We start from the raw sequence: 20,801 nt of genomic DNA, 5'->3' as shown, positions 1-20,801 counted from the left end.
TTATTTATTCAATGGGTAATAAATCGGTTCGGCGGATGGATTGGTTGTTATCATCTAGTAAGGTCACTTCATTAAGCCTTACTAAAGCGTCCTGTTCTGGATTACCAATGGTTGGTAAGCTATCTTTTTCAAATAAAATTTTGATACCATCTGCGCTAACAGGAGTATTGAATTTAACATGAAATGTATTTCTGATTTTTTCGTCCGGGGTACTTTTAAATTCAATTTCACTTAACTTCTCTCCATTACGGGCATACAATTTGAAGGTATCATGGATTGGAAAGATATCTCCTCTATCGGCGATTATTATCATACCACCAACGGTTTTTTCTTCACTTAAATTAAATGCTAACCATATATCTTCTGGCTTCTCCTTAGTGCCTCCACCATATTGTTTGGATACCCAACCACTGTAATAACTACCATCGGTTGCTTTTAGAGAATTGAAGTAATTGTTGTAATCTGATTGACTGATATTTTGATTCACGTCTACAAATCTTCTATAGCGATAAACCATGTCTTTAGTATTCGTTTTATAGACTTCCACATTGATTACACTTCTTTCTTTAATTTCAAAAGGGCCGGTGTATTTTTTAGCCTCACTACTAATGGTCCTGGTTTCCAAGGTATAGTACATCTCCAATCCAGGTTTTGCGCACGTAATGGTAACAACTGTTTTTGGTCTAAATGTTTCAAAGGTATTGGGGGACAGGTATTCATGTGAAATCTCCACTGGTATTTTCTCCATAGTTATAGTGGCAGCATCAGAATAGTCTCCAATATTGCCCGCATTGTCCACGGCAGCCACTTTGTAGTAGTACGGTTGGTTTACTTTAGCGGTAGAATCGGCATACATTTGCCGGTTCAATTCTGCGGTACTGTATGTTTTATGAAATGTTATGGAATCTTTTGATGGTATTAATTCATCAAGAAGGTTTTCTTTACTTGGTGTAAAGTTTGCATTTTCACTTCTGTGAATGAGATATTTATCCACATCATTCTCAAAATTTGTATAAAACCAAAGGTTCACATAGTCTTCTGGAGCCAAAGAAGATACGTGGGCCGTATATACGCCCTGCACCTTATTGGGTTTCGCATTTTTCTCATCGCTCTTTAACGTGGTACACTTTACGGCTTGCGATGTATTGCCCCTGTTGTTCGCTTTATCAACAGGTTGTACCCTATAATAGTAGGTGGTATTGGGTTCAACACGTTTATGCCCCCAACCACCATAATTCAGCTCGGTTTTATCTAGGTATTCGGTTGTTTCTGATGTTCCAATGAAATTCAATGCATTGGGTTCGCACAAAGCATTCAGACTTCTGTACACATTGTAATGACTGTGTGTATTTGTGCTACCCTCATTATTCCAAGTAATACGCACTGCTTCATTAGATACCGCTTCTGCCTGAACTGTAGGCACAATTTGTGATATGTTAGGTTCGCTTAAAAGGCGTATGGTCTGGATACCATGGCCATTAATTTCAAAAGTTATTTCATTATTGGTAACAGGAATTTCTGTTTTGTCCTTTTCAACAAGATTTAAAATGTAGGCTTTGGTAATAGTTGCATCTAGGTTGAGTTTTACGTTCACCTTGGATGTTTTACCCTCTAATTCAAAAAACCGTATGATGAAGCCATCCCCGTTCGCTTCGGCCTTTTTTAATGTAGTACATACTACGTTTTTGGTATCGGTACCTAAGTATGAACGTTTTGGGGCGTTTTGGCCTTTTTTGTTTTTTTCTATGTATTGAGGTATGATAGGATGTGAACTTTCCCAACCAAAATTGTAGGCCTTTCCTTTTTGCCAATTACCGGCATGACTGTTTATTGAAAAGGTGTAGTTCTTAATACCCGGTTGGTCTACCTGCACATTGGTTTGAAAGAAATTGTTCATTAAAAAGAGGAACATGTTACTGTTCTCCGGTTTTACAACATCTTCTTTAGGTCTTCTACCGTCATTGTTCCAATACACAGGTCTTGGATGCCCGTAGTTCACCAAATTTGTTTCAACGGTTGATAGCGTTACCCCAAACTCATCATTGGAGGCATCGGCAAAATGTTGAATAGCATAAAATGATGATTCTGCCGACTCAAATTGTAAATCCTTATTACCGGGTTGAGTTACCGCACCTGCCAATTCATGATGGTGCTGATAATTGGGAACCTTAACAGGAATGGCACAAAATGCAGCTTCTTTTAAATATCTGTTCCATCCAGAAATGAGGGCTTCGCCATTGGAGAGTTTCTCAACTTCCAAATCAAAATCAAGTTTCTTTACCTTATGATGTACATAAACAATGAGTTCTACCTTACCGGTTAAATAAGCGCTTTGGCTAATATGAATTTCGTCCATTACCGGTCCCTTGTAAAGTTTTATATTGGTAAAGTCCGTTTCTTTCCATTCCTTACTAAAATGGTCGTAGTGAATGTATTCGCCCAATGCGTAAGGGGAACTTTTATCTATTATATTTTTGTTCAATTCTTTGTCAATAACATCTGATATGATGTTTTTTCCCCTATCCAATGTCAATTCATAGAAATCATTTGCTATACTGTTGGCATCACTTAAAGTAGAGCTATTATATGTTGGTTTTTTTGTTTCTTTAATAGCATAGGTTTGATACCCCATTGCCGGTATATTTTGGGCATAAAAAGCGATTCTACCGTCTGTTAACTTTTGATGTGTTAAGGGCTTTTTGGTATTGGGGTCGATAATGTTGAAATGGACGTAGGGAATTTCATTTTCATTAAGGTACACTACCTCGCCCCGTTTCCAATTTAAACCATTGTAAACTACTATGGCGTTGGATTTGGTTTGTATTTGGCCTCCAATTTTTTCCAACGACACATTGAGCGCATCCTCGTTATAGGCTATGGCCTCATCCACCAAAGTTTCATGCATTTCATTTTCGGTCTCGTAGTACTTATGATTACCCCCGTCATAACAACCATTAGTGTGCTCATGGTACATGACGATGCGGTTATAGGCTTGAAAAATATCCTTTTCCGGATAACCACCGCTTGTGTTCATAGCTATGGTTGCCAGTTTCTCGGTAGTGGGTATGGCGTAATTGGCGCGTCTTGCTTTTGCCAATAAGTCGGCATCAATAATTTCTTGGTCGTTCCAGCTGTCCGGTGCGTCTTTGGCCACTTCTTCTATCATACCAGGTTTTAGTTGCGACTCTAAATCCTCAAAATAGCTGCTTACCAAAGAGGTTCTAAATTTTGGGTATTCATACTTGGCGTTCCATTCCTTTATGTTTTTTGCGTTATCTAGGGTTGGCACTGAAAAATCATGACTATCATATGCCAAAATACAGTCGAACTTCCAGTCCAATTCCACATGGCGGTCTATAAGATAGGACACCCCTTCCATGTCCCAAGTAGTTACCTTATTGGGCGAATAATAAGAGTCTGTTCTTGCCAATGGAACGTTTTCTGTATCTCCATCAGGGCTTAGCCATTTAAACGCTGGTTTATCGAACATATCGTACAGGCAATTTGGGTGGTTGCTACCATGCATAAAATAGGATATATCGGCCTCTTTAAGGTATAGCGGCCACGAGCGGGTAATCCCCGTTACATCATTAATTAAGGCTAATTTAGAAGGAGCAACGTCCAGTTTGTCTATTACGTAGCGGTTTGGCGTATAAAAGCTTCGTGCCAACATTTCATAACCCACCATTTGTGAAGATATGGTGTTATGGTTTGCAGAAAAACCAATTCTGCCTTCGTTCACCCTTCGCTCAAACTCTTTGATTTTTTCAGGTGTTTGTTTTGATATCCAACGAATTAAAGGTTCACTGGTTTCAATATTCCACCTAAATTGGTCATTTTCGTTCCAGGAATCTGTCTGTTTACAAAACTCAAGTGCAGTATCGATACCCGCTTCTCGTACTGCTTTTCTAATATTTTGGTAATATGTAATGAAACCGAGGTCTTGATGCGAAACAGCCGCGTAATATACTTTCCACTTTTTTTGTGGTTGCCATGTAAGCTTTTTTTGTGCCACAATTTTGCCTCGGCTATTTAACAGTTCTAAGGTGATTTGGGTTGCTTTATTTATATCAGCAATCATAACATCATGTACTGAAGTCCCCTTTGCTAAATCACCTAAATCTTGTTGGTAGGTTTTAGAACCATCTACTTCAATGTTTAGTTTTACTGGAGTTTTAATTGATTTATTTTCAATACTAAGTTTAGCTATCTGTTTTAGGGATTCTCCATATTCAACTTTAGGAAAGAATGGTGTAGGTGTAACATCTGTAATTTCAATTTTTGAGTTTTGAGCAGGTAGCGAAAGGCCACAAATTAAAGCTACTAGGATAAAAAAGTTTCTCATAATTTTTTTAAAAAATGAATATTGCTGTTGATGATTATAGAAACCAGACAAAACATATCAGCTTTTAATAGCGCATAATGAATGAACCAGAATAGCCATTCAAAAGACTCAATTTGTGGGAAGCAATAGTTTAGTGGTTTTAATAATCTGAATAATAAATCTTATTCCCTGTAAAATTAAGTACAATATAGATGTGAATATGATATAAAAGTTGCTAAAATTGAGTCAATATTAACACTCTGTTTCAAAAGATGCTTTTTAGATTACATCTTAATTTTGGTATTCAATTTCAAAAATTGTTTTGGGGTAAGCCCATTATTAAGGACCTTAAACTTTTTGTTGAAATGTTGAATGGTGGGAAAACCGGAGTGTAAAGCAATAGTGTTTATCGATTGTCTTTTAGAGTCTAAAAGCAGGCGCTTTGCATAGTTTATGCGATACTCATTTAAAAAATCAAAAAACGTTTTTCCTGTTTTTTGCTTGAATAAACGGCAGAAGGAAGGTTTTGTTAAACAGGCTATATCAGCCATTTCTTGCAAGGTAATTTTGTCCTTAAAATTGTTTTCAATGTGACTGAAAATCTTGTTCACAAGCCCATGGTCCTTGTTGGTTAATTGTGGCAAATAGCCAGGGCTTGCTAGTAGTTTATAGTCTTTGGCTTCGGTTAATTCGAATAACAAATTGAATACCGATATCCATTTTCTAAGTCCGGTTTTATCGTTTATGTCTAAAAAAAGGGATTTGATTTTTGCGCTGGTCTGAGGTGAAAATGACATACCTCTTTCGGCCAATTCAAAGAGTTCTACAAGAGGTTGTAGCTCTTGCGCCTTTTTGAACATATTATGCATGAGGTCTGGTGGAAATTGAAGGGTGATGCGAATACTTCTATCTAAATCTTTGGTCTCAATGGAAGACGTTGTGCTGTTATTTATCCATCTATGCGGTAAATTAGAACCTATTAAAACTAAATCTCCAGCCTTGTATCTGGAGGTATGGTCACCAATGTAACGCACACCTTCACTTTCTAGAATTAATGTTAATTCTAACTCAGGATGAAAATGCCAAGGCATATCAAAATCTGCTTGGTCTATATAGGTACACCTAAATGGCGTTTCCTCATCGAACAGAATTTTATAAAATGATGCTTTCATTTAATTTTAAATACAGCTAAAGTTAAAAATAACTGACTAAAAATAAAGCCGGCTACCTTAAAAAATTAGATAACCGACTTTGTTCTTGGAAAATACTAAGGGTTATTAATCAGTTTTTAAACTATAAGTTTCTATAGCATACTTGCCAATTTCTAATTGAGGTGCAACGGGTACAGGGTTTTCTTCAATAATGTTGGTATGATGATAAGATTTAATATCAAAATAAGAGGATACATTCACTGTTTCCGTACTACCCTCTACATTATACATCCTTGTAATAAAATCTTCAGAATCTTCTGCTTTTTTGATGGTAGTGATGATAATATTTTCAGCGTCAATAGAAAAGAAACTCAAGTTTTCAGATAAAAAAGGTTTTGATGCCGTAATAGGATTCACTACCACTTGGATAGGCTCGTTTTTTTGTTTCGCTATTTTTTGACCTAATACACTACCTGCTTTGGTAGAGGTGAGCACATTATGAAAATCGTGATTACCACCCTGAGAATATTCATTCCCTTCCCAGTGGCAGGAGGTTCTGCTGGCTAATAGCAAATGCTGTAAAATATTGCTGTTGGTTTTGCCCGTTGGGTCTATCCAGTCGGCAGCAGCTACAGAAGAACTAAGGGTAATCGATACGTCATCATCTGTTGCCGAAATCCAATCGATAATAGCTCTTGGATGCACATCTTTACAAAGTGGAGTGTAACGCTCTCCAGCGGTTTCAATTTCATCTTTTCCAACTCTTACCGTGCCAAAAGGTACCTCATGGGCTATTTCTGGATTATCCATGTTTACTGGGAATGCTGTTCTAAATTCTCTGTAAAGTTCTCCAGACCAATTGCGTAAAGTTGTATCAAAATAAATACGTTTTAGGTTATGGTAAAGCGTTACATCTTGCCTTACAATAGCATGCTTAATTTCCTGTTCTAGTCTGTATTTGGTGTAAACAGGGCCGTTTTCTAAAACTTCCCAATTGGAATTGTGCATGCTGACTTGGTCATAATCTACCATAGTGGGCTGTTGTACGTCTCCAAATTCTCCAGCGCCATTTCCAACAGATTGCATTGTGAATACATCGCCTGTTTTAAAGGCGGTATTATCAAAAAGTTCTTTGTTCAATTCTTTATCGAAAACCGAGGTCATACCACCTTTTTCAAAGTTGATGCGATAATATGGGTTTTCGTAAGCACCTTTTGAAGCATTGGTATTGTTGGAAAAGGTTATTTTTTTGTTTTGCACATAATACGTGGCGTACCCTATCGATGGAATATTTTCGGCGATAAAAGTAACATCAGCGCTTTTTAGGCTTCCATCGTCATGATATTTAACATTGGTAATTTGCGATGGTATTTCCTTTTTGTCTTTATTTACTATAGTGATACCGTTTTTAAAGCCTTTTGGAAATTGAAGAGTAGTAGTTACCGGGTCTGTTCTTTCCCAAGACAAACTGTTAAAAAGGACAATAGGTATTCCTAATTTTTCATTTTTTTTGATTTTAGAAGCAATGAGATCTAAACCTTCATTTAAAAGGTTTTGCCCCATGGTCCTTGATTTCACCAGATTTTCCTTAAACAGATTATCTGTAACGTCTCCATCATGTCCACCCCAACCGTGGTCTGGATAAATCTTGGCTTGCCAAGCTTCATCAAAAGTTTCAAAGGGATAAGGTGCTTTAACGGGGTCTAGTTTATTGGCAATGGATAGAAATTTTTCAGCGGCCGGCAGTAATTTAGAACCCTCTCTACTCGCAGTAAGGGCATCATGATGCCCAGGCCCATGAATGTACACCCATACATTAGGGCGTTCTCCCATAATGGTATCTACTTTGGTGGCATGTTTTTCGGCTAATGGCAAGTATTCATCAACCGTCATCAGTTCCATTTTTGGTAAATTCACTTCAATCTCTTTTCTGTTGCTATCCTTTATTTTTTCAAAAGTATTCCACGTATCAATGTAGTCTGAATAATCAATGGCTGGCAACATGTCTTGGCTAGATAAAAGCGGAGTGTGTATTTTACCGTCTTCAAAACTATTTTCCCACCACAATATTTGCTCCGCGCCATATTTCATTTTATTGTTCATGTCTCTGGAGAGATACAGTAAATCGTTGCCATAATGGCCAGGGGAGTAGGTAAACACCGAACTACCATCTGGACTCGCCCAATGGAACATACCTTTGGCATGTCTGCTAATTACCATATAATCTACACCTGCTTTTTTAAGTATTTGTGGCAACTGCATGGTTTTACCGGGCACATCCACATTCCAGTATACTTTAGAGTCGTATCCACCAAAGGTCTTTTTTACCCATTTTTTACCTAAATACAATTGCCTTACCTGGTCTTCGGCATCGTACATATCTTCATAAGGACAGTTGTAGGTGGCGCCAACGGATACTAATTTTCTATTAAGCAATTCTGTAATTTTCGCTTCAGACCCTGGGTGACGGTCTATGTATTCGCGTAACATTAAACCATCTTCAATGTCAAAACCATAGTCGTCGCGTATAAATGCGTCTTTAAGTACTGGAGCCAGAAGTAAGGTGTCTCTTAAAATAATGCATACCGCTGGTCTGTCTACCCAAGCAATATCTTGATGGCTGGAATTCATTATTGAAACCAAACCTTTTTCGTATTTATTATCAAAGAAGTTATCATAAGTATCGAAGAATTCAGGCTTATATAGCTTGGCTAAAGAGGCGGTCCAGTAGGGATTGTAATTGGTCATATGATGGTATAAAAATGAACCAATAATGTCGGTTTTCATACCAGAGCCGTCGCCTTTTTCAAAAGTTACTTTTATAGTTTCATTGTTATAAATAACCTCAAAACTATGTTTAGGGGCATTAATTTGGAAAGACGCTTTTGCCAGTTCGCCTTGACCTTTAAACGTTTTTAATTTACTCTTTTTTCCGTCGGAAATTAATTGAATGGATTTGCCCGCAAAATGGGCAGGCGCATCTACATAAAGCACATTATCTTTCTGTTTGATGCTGAAGGCCATTTCCTCTGTAACTGATTTATTGATGCGCTCAACCACGTCCGTACCCTTAAAAATCATAAACCAACAGTTGGAATTTTTTTTGCGACCTATCACTTTTATTTTGGCACTTTCTCCTTTTTTAATTTTTGAGGTAGGCACCGACAATCTAAAAGCTCCGAGACCATCCCCATTGGCATCACGTCGAACCAAAATGTATTCAGCATTACCATTACCTGGATTTTCGGTAACTGAGAGTGAACCATCCTTATTAGAATTGAAGGTTAGCAGGTGTTGGTCGTTTACAAAAATGTCAAACGATTCTCTTAGATTAAAATCTATGTCGCTTAGATAAAAGAAGTTAACTACTTCCTTATTGTAGTTTTTAGGAACTTCTCCTGTTAAAAATTCAAACCCTTTTTTACCCGTAGTCGCTCTCGAAATCATGGCAACATTCATGTCTTCCCGAAGCGATGGGTAAAGAAAATATTCTGAGCCAGAAAGCATTTCTTTGTAACCTTCAATATCATCTTTACAAATTTGATGCAAGCGGTAATTGGTGTTTAGCTCTTGAATATGGCTTATACTAGTACCACCACCATGATACAGTTTGTTGGGTGACGCGTTGGCATAGGATAAGCATGTTGTTAAAACAATACTTAATTTTAAAAACAAATGTTGCATTACATTATGATACGTTGTCCTCATTTTTTATTCTTTTTAATTTCGAGACTGAAAGTTTCTATGGCAAATTTGCCTATTTCTAAATTTGATGAAATGGGTTTTGCATCCTCCTCAATGATATTGGTATGTTTATAACCCTCAATATCAAAGTAAGAAGTTATGTTTACAGTTTCTTTCACATCTTTCAAATTATACATGCGGGCAATGACATCATCTGTATCTTCCGCATTTTTGATAGTGGTAATAATGATGTTCTCAGAATCTATAGAAAAGAAACTTAATTTTTCGGATAAATAAGGTTTTGCTGTTGTAATGGGGTTTATAACCACTTGAATAGGCTCATTTTCTTGTTTGGCTACTTTCTGGCCTTCAACACTACCTTTTATTGTTGAAGTTAATACATTATGATAAAAATGGTCGCCTCCTTGCGAATATTCGTTACCCTCCCAATGGCAAGACCTTCTACTAGCCAACAATAAATTCTGTAAAATTGTGGTGTCGGTTTGTCCTGTTGGGTCTTTCCAATCGGCTGTTGAAACAGAGGAACTTAAGGTTACGGTCATATCATCATCTGTAGCCGAAATCCAGTCTATAATACCTCTTGGGCGAACATTTTTACAAAGGGGTGTGTAAAAATCTCCGGCTGTTTCAATTTCGTCTATCCCAACCCTTACCTTTCCAAAAGGGACTTCATGAGCTACCTCGGGGTTATCCATATTTATGGGAAACGCAGTTCTAAATTCTCGATACATTTTACCATCCCAATTTCTTAAACTGTTATTAAAATAGATGCGTTTTAAATCGTGGTAAACAGTAACATCTTGCCTTACAATGGTATGTAAAATGGGTTGTTCTAATCTGTATTTTGAATAAACAGCGCCATGTTCTATAATTTCCCACTTTGGGTTGTGTTTACTCACATGGTCAAAATCTTTCATGGTAGGTTGTTGTACATCCGAAAACTCGCCAGCTCCGGTACCAACAGATTCCATAGTAAATATTTCACCTGCTTTAAAAGTATCATTTTTAAAAAGATTCTTTTTTAATTCTTTATCATAAACCTGTGCAATACCACCGTCTTCAAAATCAATTTTGTAAAAAGAGTTTTCGTATTGGTTTGTATTGCTATTGGTTTTTGTATTGCCTTTTGAAATGCCATTATTCTGAAGGTAATAGGTGGCATACCCTATAGATGGCACTTTTGCAATAAAAGTGATATCTGCACTTTTAAGACTGCCATCTGAATAATATTCTGGGTTGCTTATTTGAGAATGAATTTGTTCTTTTTTTGAAGTAACTACACTGATATTAAAAAAGGAACCTTTTGTAAATTGAACTTTGGTTGTTACGGGATCCACTCTATCCCATGACAAACTATTGAATAAAACCAAGGGCATACCTAACTTTTCGTTTTTCTTTATTTTGGAAGCGATGAAATGAATGCCTCTATCTAAAAGCTTTTGCCCCATAACTCTAGATTTCACCAAATTAGCCTTAAACAGGTTGTCGGTGACATCGCCATCATGACCGCCCCAACCATGATCTGGATATATTTTGGCTTGCCAAGCTTCATCAAATTCTTCAAAAGGATAAGGCATTTTAGCAGGGTCTAGTTTATTGGCAATGGCAAGGAATTTTTCGGCTCCTGGTAATAATTTAGAGCCTTCCCTACTAGCGGTTAAGGCTTCATGGTGACCTGCGCCATGGATATATACCCATACATTGGGGCGTTCTCCAATAATAGTATCTACTTTGGTGGCGTGTTTCTCGGCAAGTGGCATGTACTCATCAACCGTCATTAATTCCATTGGTGGTAAATGGATGTCTTGAGTTTCGCCGTCCTCGTTTTTTATCGATTCAAATGAATTCCAAGCCTCGATATAATCAGAATAATCAATGGCGGGTAACATGTCTTGGCTAGAGAGTAGTGGAGTTTGTACCTTATCTGTATCAAAGTTTTGTTCCCAAAACATAATTTGTTCTGCACCGTATTTTATTTTGTCTTTCATTTCTCCGCGTCTTAGCATGGTTTCATCAACGCCATAATGTCCGGGAGAATAGGCAAAAACAGAACTACCATCAGGACTTGCCCAGTGAAACATACCACGTGCATGACGGCTAATAACCATATAGTCTACACCCGCTTTTTTCAGTATTTGTGGTAATTGCAAGGTTTTTCCTGGTACATCAACATTCCAATACACTTTAGAATCGTAACCACCAAATGTCTTTTTTACCCATTTTTTACCTAGATATAATTGGCGCACTTGGTCTTCGGCATCGTACATATCTTCATACGGGCAGTTGTATGAGGCTCCAACCGATATAAGTTGCTTATTTAAAAGCGTGGTTATTTTGTCTTTTGAATCTGGATTTCGGTTTAAGTATTCTCTTAGCATCAGACCATCTTCTATATCAAACCCATAATCATCTCTAATAAATGCATCTCTTATAACAGGTGTTAACAGCATGGTGTCTCTTAAGATAATACACACTTCTGGCCTGTCTACCCAAGCAATATCTTGGTGGCTGGAGTTCATGATGGATACTTGCCCGTTTTCGTAGGTTTTATCAAAAAAGTCATCATATGTATCGTAAAATTCTGGTCTGTAGAGTTTTGTTAAAGTAGCTCGCCAATCATTTTTATAGTTGCAATTATGGTGTAAGAGGTAGGGACCTTGAATATCGGTTGTTGTGATGGTACCATCATTATTTTCAAATTCTATAGTCATGCTTTCATCTCCATAAGTAATTGAAAAACTGGTTTTAGGCGCTGGAATTTTAAAGGAAGCTTTTGCAAGTTCACCAATGGCTTCAAATATCTTTATTTGACTTTTAATACCATCACTGGTTAGATATACTTTTTTTCCAGCAAAATGGGTTGGGGCGTCTACATAAAGTAGACCATCTTTTTCTTTAATATCAAAAGACGCCCCATTAAGAGCTAACTTGGTAATGTGCTTAACGGCGGTATTGGATCTAAATATCATCGCCCAAGCATTATCATTTTTCCTGTGACCCTCTATGCTAATTTTTGCAGATTCACCTTGCTTTAAAAAAGAGGTGGGTACTGTTAATCTCACGGCCCCGTAACCGTCACCATTGCCATCACGTTTCACTAATACGAATTCAATTTGGCTTTTGGGTACATTATTGGTTACTTCTAAAACACCATTCTCGTTAGCCTTAAATGTGAGAAGAAATTCATTGTTAACACGGACATTAAAATGGTCTCTATGCTTCAAGGATAGGTTGCTTATCATGAAAAAAGTAGCTGTTTCTTTGTTATAATCTACAGGTACTTTACTGGTAAGAAATGCGATAGGTTCATCGTTACTGTTAGACCTTGTAAAAAGCGAATTGTAGAGTCCTTCTTGTATACAGCCATAAGCAGAAAAATGCCTGCCACTTAAAGGCTTGTAATAGCCTTCAAAATCATTTTTACAAATATTATAGAGTTTATAATTAGTGTTAAGCTCTTGAATATGACTATTGCTGTTGCCTTCATGGAAAAAAAGAGAAGGATTGTTATCAAAATGATTAGCATTGAGGCTAAAGGTTAGACTGAGAAAAATAATGAAGATAAATCTCATAATTTCTTATTTTTTTTAAGTTTACATTGTGCTAAATCGGTTTAGTTTTCAAATACAACGTTTAACTAAATCGGTTTAGTTTTTCAAATATATAGAAAAAAAGCAAAAAAGCAATGAATCGTATATGGATTTAGATAAAAAAAATTGAGTGAAGTTATTCGGGTTATTTAAAGAGTTGTTTGTCGAAATAAATTAATCATAAAGAATCCTTTTATCTAAATTTAAAATTAGTTAAATGATGGTGTAATTTCATTATTACCGTTAAAGATGATGATTACATTTCTTGTGGCTAGTTAGTACTACATTGTAAAATAATATCTTTTTTTTTATCTTAATTAGATAAAAATCAAAAAATAATTAATTCATAAATTTAAATTAATGAAAGTCAATTTAACTATCAAATTTAAATTGACCATTATATGGTTATTTGTAATTCCAATTTCGATAATTGCTCAAGAAAATGCAAAGTCAATTGAAGGTAGATGGAATTTAACAATTCACGAAAAGGATAATAATTATGCTTCTTGGCTAGAGATAAAGCCTTGGAGCAGTTTTATGGTAGGCTCATTTTTGCATATAGGAGGGTACCCTAGGCCTATTTCAAAAATTGATGTCAATGATAATTTCTTTAGCTTTTCTTTACCTTGGGAGATGGAAGAAGATATTCTCATGGTAAAAGGTAATATTAGTGAAGACAAACTAGAAGGCGAAATTTATTATCCAGATGGTAAGCTTTGTAAATTATCAGGAATTAGGGCTCCTGAACTGCCATATGTAAAGAATCCCGTTTGGGGTAAACCTATTGTGCTTTTTAACGGTAAAGATTTAAACGGATGGAAACCCATGGGGATGAATCAATGGATTGTTGAATCTGGAGTTTTGAAAAGCCCAAAACCAGGGTCAAACCTTATTTCTATTCAAGAATTTATGGATTTCAAGTTACACATAGAGTTTAGGTATCCCAAACATGGAAATAGTGGCGTATACTTGAGAGGAAGATACGAGGTACAAATTGCCGATAGTAAGGGAAAGATTCCAGCAAATGATCAATTTGGTAGTATTTTTGGTTTTTTAGAGCCTAATGAAATGGTCGCTTTAGAACCTAGTGAATGGCAACGTTATGATATTACATTAATAGGAAGGAGAGTAACTGTCAAGGCTAATGGTAAAATAATTATTAATGATCAGAGAATTCCAGCTATTACAGGAGGAGCAATTAATAGTAACGAGTTAGAGCCAGGACCATTTATGCTTCAAGGTGACCATACTCCTGTAGAATATAGAAACATTGTTGTAACACCATTAATAATTAGAAATGATTAACTTTTAAAGCTGTTGAGGGTTTAAACAATGTTGTTCGTCTAAAAAATAAGTTAAGGCAAAAAAAAACTTTTAGTTTCGACTGATTTGCTCAAACGTTTGTGCTTATTTTGAAAAAATGAAAACAATATCATTACAAGAAATATCAACAGCGCTAAAGGTTTCAAAATCTACAATTTCCTATGTGCTAAACGGAAGGGGTGATGAAAAAAGAATTAGTATAAACACTCAGCAAATGATTGAGGAGTATGCTAAAGCACACAATTATAAGCCTAATCCACTAGCTAGAAGTCTCATTGTGGGTAAAAGTAATATGATAGGTTTTGTTTTACCTAATATTGCAGATTTCTTTTTTGCAAGAATTACAAGGAGCATAGAAAAAAAAGCAATGCAATCAGGTTATGAAGTTGTTTTTAGTAGTACAGGTGAGGATAAAGAAAGAGAAGAGAAAAGTATACAATCAATGCTGGATCGTAATGTAGATGGTTTAATAATAGCATCAACTCAAAAAAATGAAAAGGACATTTTGCGGCTTACTCAAAATAAATTCCCTATGGTACTCATAGATAGAAAGTACCCTGATATTTCAACCAATTTTGTGGGTTTAAATAATATAGGAGGTATTACCATGCTGGTAGAGCATTTAATTAATATGGGTAGAAAAAAAATAGGATTTGTTTCGCTTAATATGGATTTATTAACGCTCAATGAACGATTGAATAGCTATGAAGAAACTATGAAACGAAATGGGTGTGAAGTTAAAAAAGGTTTTATTCAACAATTGGAGTATAATCATACTGATAATGATATGGAAAGAATTATAAAAATTATGCTCTCAAAATCTATTGGTGTTGAAGGTTTAATTTTTTCTACACAGTTCTTAGCAGCAGATGGAATTAGGGCTTTAAATAAAATGAATATTAAAGTTCCAACAGATATGGCCGTTGTTAGTTATGGTCATAAAAATGATTTTGATCTATTTAAGGTACCTCTTACTGCAATTGACTTTCCTGTTGAAGAAATAGGAGAAAAAGCTGTAGATATATTATTGGAAAACATGAAAGATATAAATATGAAAAAAGAAGAGTTTTACTTTAATACTGAGTTAATTGTAAGAGAATCATGTGGGAGTCATTAAATTTAAATTTTGCTAAATGCTCAAACGTTTGAGCAATAGTGTTGATGAAATTTAAATTTCTCTAAGTCCCAGATTTATGGAGCAACAAAAAAATAAGTATTACTAAAATTAAGTTAGGCCTATAGAGGTAATTATTAAAACAATTATAAAAAAATGAAACAACTAAATTTTTTACTAATGGTGATCCTGCTCGTGCTTTCAGGAAGCATTCAAGGCCAAAATTACATAAACGGGTATGATAAGGATGTGGACGGGGTAAACTTTGCTTACCCTTCGCCCTATTCATACAATAATGAGTGTTATTTGACCAGAGCTCATAAAGATGTTGGGAAAATGGAGTGGCAAACTGATGAAATTCCAACATCACTTAAATCTAAAACGGTCTCTTTCATCTGGGTATATGGAATAGATGTAACCCCAGACCCACAGCAATTTAAACTATGGGTTAACAGCGAGGAGGTCTTAACATTTGCTAATCCCACTCATTCGAGTGATGAAGCCAGAGTAGTCCATGGAACAAAGGACATTACCTTAAGCTTCTTTAAATCAATGGTTGATAATAATGGGGACGAAATGGGTTATGCTGTTTTAACAGTACCTAAAAAGATCGTCAAATTAGGTGAACCTGTAAATGTGAAAATTGATGGGGTAGATAATAATAGTGCTGCATGGTATATGACCTATAAAATCAAGCTTAGCAAGGATCTCTCTATTTCACAATTGAAAACGGTTAAGCGGCAAAACAACAAACTCTTCAATACCCTGAGATTCGATATTGTACACCTTGCAGAGGCTCAAAAAGCAGAGGTTTGGGTAGGACAGGAAAAAAAAGAAATAAATCTACAAACCGGATTAAATGAAATAGACTTTGATATACCAAAGGTAACTGCTGATAAAACGGTAACAGCAGGTATTACGATCGGGAAGGATACAAAGTCACTCGATGTTGCTCTGAAACCCGTGAATGAATGGACAGTCTATTTGATTCAACACAGTCATACGGACATAGGCTATACACGTCAACAATCAGAGATCTTAGCGGAGCATTTAAGATACATCGATGATGCATTAGATTTTTGTGATCAAACAGATCATTATCCTAAAGACGCTCAATTTCGCTGGACATGTGAAGTGTCCTGGACAGTAAGGGAGTATATCAACAGTCGTCCTCAGCAGCAGGTTGACCGATTGCTTAAGCGTATCAAAGAAGGCAGAATAGAGGTTGCCGGGATGTTTTTGAATTTTGCTGAAATCGTAGATGAAACAGCTTTGGCTATTCAGCTTCAGGCGCTTAAGGATTTTAAAGATCAGGGCATTGACGTAACTACAGCTATGCAGAATGATGTGAATGGAATTGGATGGTGCATGCCTGATATGTACGAAAATACTGGTGTAAAATACCTAACCATGGGCGTGCATGCGCATCGTGCGCGTTTGCCATTTAACAAACCTACTTCGTTTTGGTGGGAGTCACCTTCGGGTAAAAAAATGCTTGCCTACCGGAGTGAGCATTATATGCATGGAAATGCTTTGAGTCTGACGTCAGGGGAATTAGATGTGTTCAGAAGCAACTTATCAAAATACTTGACACAGATGGAGGAAAAAGAGTACCCCTTCAATAGAATCGCTTTCCAGTTTTCGGGCTACATGACTGACAACTCGCCTCCATCCACCAAGGCCTGTGATATTATTAAAGAATGGAATGAAAAATACGAATGGCCTAAACTCCGGTCTGCATTGGCTAGTGAATTCATGGTGTATATGGAGGAAAATCACCCAGATAAGATTGAAACGAAAAGGCAGGCATGGCCGGATTGGTGGACGGATGGCTTTGGATCTTCCATGAAAGAAACTAAAGTATCGCGAAATACACATGCTGAAATGTTGGCAACTATGGGGATACTCTCCATGGCAAAGGCCTCAGGAGCAAAAATATCGGAGCAAATTAATAACGAGGTACTCAACTGCTATGACAATCTATTGCTCTACGGAGAACATACATTTGGTGCGTCAGAAAGTATTCGTGATCCTGAATCAAAAAACTCAATGGATCAGTGGAGTCAGAAATCCTCCTATGTATGGATGGCGAATCAGCAGGCAAACCTATTGCGCGAAAAAGCTATCGGTTTAGTTCAACCTTATGTAGACGTTCCTAAAATGCCTTCAGTTACCGTTTTTAACACGCTAAACTGGAAACGAACCGGAGTAGCCGAGGCATTTATAGACTATGATTTATTGCCACTCGATGGTGGATATATTATTGTAGATAGCAAAGGGAATAAAATTCCATCACAATTAATAAGTAGAAGATGGGAAGGTAGTCGCTGGGCGCTTTGGGTAGAAGATGTGCCTGCTATGGGCTATGCCACTTACCGAATACTACCCTCCAATGATGAAAGTCATGCTGATAAAACATCACTGGAGATATCAAATACAGTTGAAAACCAATACTATAAAGTCGGCATTGATGAATCAAAGAACGGTATCACCAGCATTTTTGACAAAGAGTTGAAAATGGAGTTGGTAGATCAGAACAGTCCTCACAAGCTGGGAAGTTTTATCTATGAATTGCTGGAAACACGCAGTTCACTTGAGCGACTTACCGGGATGATTCGCGATACGGTTTACCGACCATTAAATAAACGGTTGGTTGAACTTCAAAATTTTGAAATAACGGGAATTGAAGAAGGAGAAATCTGGACCAGTATAAAGTGTCATGCTGATATACCCGAATGTGCAGGCCCATCAGGGTTGAACATTGAAATCCGTCTTTATAACCAAAAGAAAGAAGTGGAATTGCTGTATAACATGCGAAAGAATGAAAATACCAATCCTGAAGGTGTGTTTATTGCCTTCCCATTCGCAAACGATAATAATGGAGAATTGGTCTTCGAGGCACAAGGAGGTATCGTTAGGCCGGGTGTAGACCAGCTTGCCGGTTCTTCTTCCGATTGGAACACGATTCAAAACTTTGTAGCGGTCAAATCCGACAATGCGCAGATTGCCTTCAATAGCAGTGATATCCCCTTGGTTCATTTTGGAGGTATCAATACAGGACGCTATTACTATAAATTGGACTTGGACAATGCCCATATATATTCATGGGTACTCAACAACTATTGGACAACCAACTTTAAAGCCAGTCAGTTTGGTGAATTGGATTGGAAGTATCAGTTTACATCTACGAGAGACAAATCAAATGCATTTTCTACTCAGTTTGGCTGGGGTAATAGAGTTCCGTTGGTTACCAGAACCAACGCTGGAAGGCAAGATGCAAATGTGGATGCCGAATCAAAAACATTCGTGGAGCTAAATACGCCTAAGAATCTTTTGTTGGTAAGCTCCAGGCCTGCATTTCATAGTAACGGTGTGGTACTTCACTTAAGGGAAACAGAAGGAGATCATGCTATTCTGGATGTCCATAAGTTGCTAGAAAACCCAACTATTAAGGCTGTGTACAATGCGAATGCTTTAGGGGAAAAATTGGATCAGATCACTTCACCCCTGCTCATTGAGCACTGGGAAACAAGGTTCATCTTGTTGGAGACGGAAAAGTAAGCTTATCGGGTATGGGCTGGTCTATTATCAAACCAAAAGACCAGCTCCTTTCATTGATCAGAACATATAGGATATTGTTATGAATACAAAAAACGAATTAGAATGTTAGGTAGAGCCGCAATAACAGATGGTAAGGGCAATTTTTCGATCGAAAACATAGAGGTAAGCCAACCCCAAAAAGATGAAGTATTGGTTAAAATGATGGCGGCAGGTATTTGCCATACCGATTACGATTCGCTCAGCTGGAATACCCCCTTAGTTATGGGGCATGAAGGTGCAGGAATAGTTGAAGCAGTAGGCAATGAAGTTACTACTGTGAAGGTTGGCGACAAGGTTGTACTTAATTGGGCTATCCCTTGTGGCAAATGTTTTCAGTGCCAGGAAATGAACCAGAATATCTGTGAAAATAACTCGCCGGTAACAGTTGGTAATCAAACTAGTGGTGGCGCTATATCTCAAGGTCACGCCAGGCTCGAAAGCACCTTGTACAAAGGAAAAGGAATTCAACGCTCTTTCAACCTCGGAACCATCTCTACACATGCTATGGTAAAGGAAAATGCAGTTGTGAAATTCGATACACCAATCTCTTTTGCATCGGCTGCCATTATCGGTTGTGGAGTAATGACCGGTTATGGGTCAGTGGTGAATACAGCGCAGGTTAAGGCCGGTTCATCGGTTGCTGTGCTGGGAACCGGAGGAGTTGGCTTAAGCGTCATTCAAGGAGCTAGGATATCGGGTGCTGAAAAGATTATTGCCATCGACATTAATCCTTTACGCCTTGAAATGGCCAAACGTTTTGGAGCCACACACACTATCGTAGCCGATAAAAACGATACAAACCTGTTACATGCAGCAGAAGAAGTAAAGGAAATGACTGATGGAAGAGGGGCTGATTATGCTTTTGAATGTACAGCCATTCCGGCACTGGGTGCAGCACCTTTGGCCATGATCCGAAATGCCGGAACTGCGGTACAGGTGAGTGGAATAGAAGATGAGATAAGCATTGATATGAATCTGTTTCAGTGGGACAAAATATACATCAATCCCCTTTATGGAAGATGCCGACCTCAGATAGATTATCCAATCTTATTAAATCTCTATAAAAAGGGAGATTTAATGCTTGATGAAATGGTGACATGTAAATATAAATTCGAGGATTTGCCAAAAGCTTTTGAGGATATGCTGGCAGGTAGAAATGCTAAAGGCGTAATTGTATTTGATCAATAAGTTTATGAGTACAAAGTTTAGGACCATATTCATTTCAGATCCTGCTTTTGAGCAAGGCAACCTCAGGTTGATTACTGTAAAGAGTGAAAACCTGAAAGGTCGTAATGACATATCTGTTTATGTTCCCGAAGACAGGTCACTAAAAGATTTACCTGTTGTTATGCTTCTTCATGGGGTATACGGTAGCCATAGTGCATGGCTATATAACGCTGGGATTCACCAAAAAATGGATAGTTGGATCAAAAATGGTGAAATCAAACCCATGGTATTGGTCATGCCATCTGATGGGCTGTGGGGGGACGGGAGCGGGTACCTGCCCCATAGTGGATTCGATTTTGAAAAATGGATAGTGGAAGATGTGATAGCCGCTACTCATGAAATGATCCCGCAGGTCAGTACCAAATCAGACATATTTATATCGGGTTTATCTATGGGCGGTTTTGGGGCACTAAGGTTGGGGGCAAAATACGGAAGTGTTTTCAAAGCTTTTTCGGGATTATCCTCCATCACGCACCTCGATCAAATGAAGATGTTCATTGAAGAGGACGTCACCTTGATGAAGCAGGAAAGTGTAATAGAGCATTCGGTTTTGGAAACATTACGAGCCAATAAAGGCAATTATGGTCCCTTCCGTTTCGATTGTGGCCTGGATGATACACTACTCCCTGCAAATAGAGAACTACACCAACAACTGCAAGAAAATAACATACCACACTTATATGAAGAATTCCCAGGTGGCCATGAATGGTCCTACTGGGCTAAGCATGTCTTTCGAAGTATCAATTTTTTTAATAATCAATAAATAT

Annotated in this window: 9 protein-coding genes; 5 read left to right on the top strand and 4 right to left on the bottom strand. The window is 37.3% G+C overall.

The features are described 5' to 3' along the window. Window positions 1-4: 4 nt before the first annotated feature. The 4 genes from E1J38_RS02100 to E1J38_RS02085 form a co-directional block, all read right to left on the bottom strand. Window positions 5-4,345: a glycoside hydrolase family 38 N-terminal domain-containing protein gene (locus tag E1J38_RS02100; RefSeq protein WP_133354381.1), complete on the bottom strand. Its 4,341-nt coding sequence runs from the start codon at window positions 4,343-4,345 to the stop codon at window positions 5-7. Window positions 4,346-4,608: 263 nt separating this feature from the next. Next, entirely contained in the window at window positions 4,609-5,496 is an 888-nt protein-coding gene (locus E1J38_RS02095) for an AraC family transcriptional regulator (RefSeq protein WP_133354383.1), read from the bottom strand. 105 nt (window positions 5,497-5,601) lie between these two features. Continuing rightward, window positions 5,602-9,183, bottom strand: coding sequence for a glycoside hydrolase family 38 N-terminal domain-containing protein (locus tag E1J38_RS02090; RefSeq protein WP_133354385.1), 3,582 nt, complete (start codon window positions 9,181-9,183; stop codon window positions 5,602-5,604). Further along, window positions 9,180-12,752: a glycoside hydrolase family 38 N-terminal domain-containing protein gene (locus E1J38_RS02085; RefSeq protein WP_133354387.1), complete on the bottom strand. Its 3,573-nt coding sequence runs from the start codon at window positions 12,750-12,752 to the stop codon at window positions 9,180-9,182. The genes E1J38_RS02090 and E1J38_RS02085 overlap by 4 nt, the downstream gene beginning before the upstream one ends. Window positions 12,753-13,130: 378 nt before the next feature. Between E1J38_RS02085 and E1J38_RS02080 the strand changes: the two genes are divergently transcribed. The 5 genes from E1J38_RS02080 (at window position 13,131) to E1J38_RS02060 (ending at window position 20,797) form a co-directional block, all read left to right on the top strand. Then, window positions 13,131-14,075, top strand: a complete 945-nt coding sequence (locus E1J38_RS02080) for a 3-keto-disaccharide hydrolase (RefSeq protein ID WP_133354389.1) — start codon at window positions 13,131-13,133, stop codon at window positions 14,073-14,075. A 115-nt stretch (window positions 14,076-14,190) separates the two neighbouring features. Next, entirely contained in the window at window positions 14,191-15,210 is a 1,020-nt protein-coding gene (locus E1J38_RS02075) for a LacI family DNA-binding transcriptional regulator (protein WP_133354391.1), read from the top strand. A 153-nt stretch (window positions 15,211-15,363) separates the two neighbouring features. After that, complete coding sequence (locus tag E1J38_RS02070; RefSeq protein ID WP_133354393.1) at window positions 15,364-18,768, top strand: glycoside hydrolase family 38 N-terminal domain-containing protein; 3,405 nt, start codon at window positions 15,364-15,366, stop codon at window positions 18,766-18,768. Window positions 18,769-18,870: 102 nt separating this feature from the next. Next, window positions 18,871-19,995, top strand: a complete 1,125-nt coding sequence (locus E1J38_RS02065) for a Zn-dependent alcohol dehydrogenase (RefSeq protein ID WP_133354395.1) — start codon at window positions 18,871-18,873, stop codon at window positions 19,993-19,995. A gap of 4 nt (window positions 19,996-19,999) precedes the next feature. Continuing rightward, window positions 20,000-20,797, top strand: coding sequence for an alpha/beta hydrolase (locus E1J38_RS02060; protein WP_133354397.1), 798 nt, complete (start codon window positions 20,000-20,002; stop codon window positions 20,795-20,797). The last annotated feature ends 4 nt before the right edge of the window (window positions 20,798-20,801 follow it).

This window comes from Seonamhaeicola sediminis (assembly GCF_004358095.2).
GTDB lineage: Bacteria > Bacteroidota > Bacteroidia > Flavobacteriales > Flavobacteriaceae > Seonamhaeicola > Seonamhaeicola sediminis.
Note: the sequence above shows the minus strand (reverse complement) of the source record. Positions and strands in the feature narration are given on the sequence as shown.

Excerpts from the sequence above, each read along its gene's own strand:
- E1J38_RS02060 (WP_133354397.1), top strand. The coding sequence starts at position 20,000 with ATGAGTACAAAGTTTAGGACCATATTCATTTCAGATCCTGCTTTTGAG.
- E1J38_RS02080 (WP_133354389.1), top strand. The coding sequence starts at position 13,131 with ATGAAAGTCAATTTAACTATCAAATTTAAATTGACCATTATATGGTTA.
- E1J38_RS02085 (WP_133354387.1), bottom strand. The coding sequence starts at position 12,752 with ATGAGATTTATCTTCATTATTTTTCTCAGTCTAACCTTTAGCCTCAAT.
- E1J38_RS02075 (WP_133354391.1), top strand. The coding sequence starts at position 14,191 with ATGAAAACAATATCATTACAAGAAATATCAACAGCGCTAAAGGTTTCA.
- E1J38_RS02070 (WP_133354393.1), top strand. The coding sequence starts at position 15,364 with ATGAAACAACTAAATTTTTTACTAATGGTGATCCTGCTCGTGCTTTCA.
- E1J38_RS02095 (WP_133354383.1), bottom strand. The coding sequence starts at position 5,496 with ATGAAAGCATCATTTTATAAAATTCTGTTCGATGAGGAAACGCCATTT.
- E1J38_RS02065 (WP_133354395.1), top strand. The coding sequence starts at position 18,871 with ATGTTAGGTAGAGCCGCAATAACAGATGGTAAGGGCAATTTTTCGATC.
- E1J38_RS02090 (WP_133354385.1), bottom strand. The coding sequence starts at position 9,183 with ATGAGGACAACGTATCATAATGTAATGCAACATTTGTTTTTAAAATTA.
- E1J38_RS02100 (WP_133354381.1), bottom strand. The coding sequence starts at position 4,345 with ATGAGAAACTTTTTTATCCTAGTAGCTTTAATTTGTGGCCTTTCGCTA.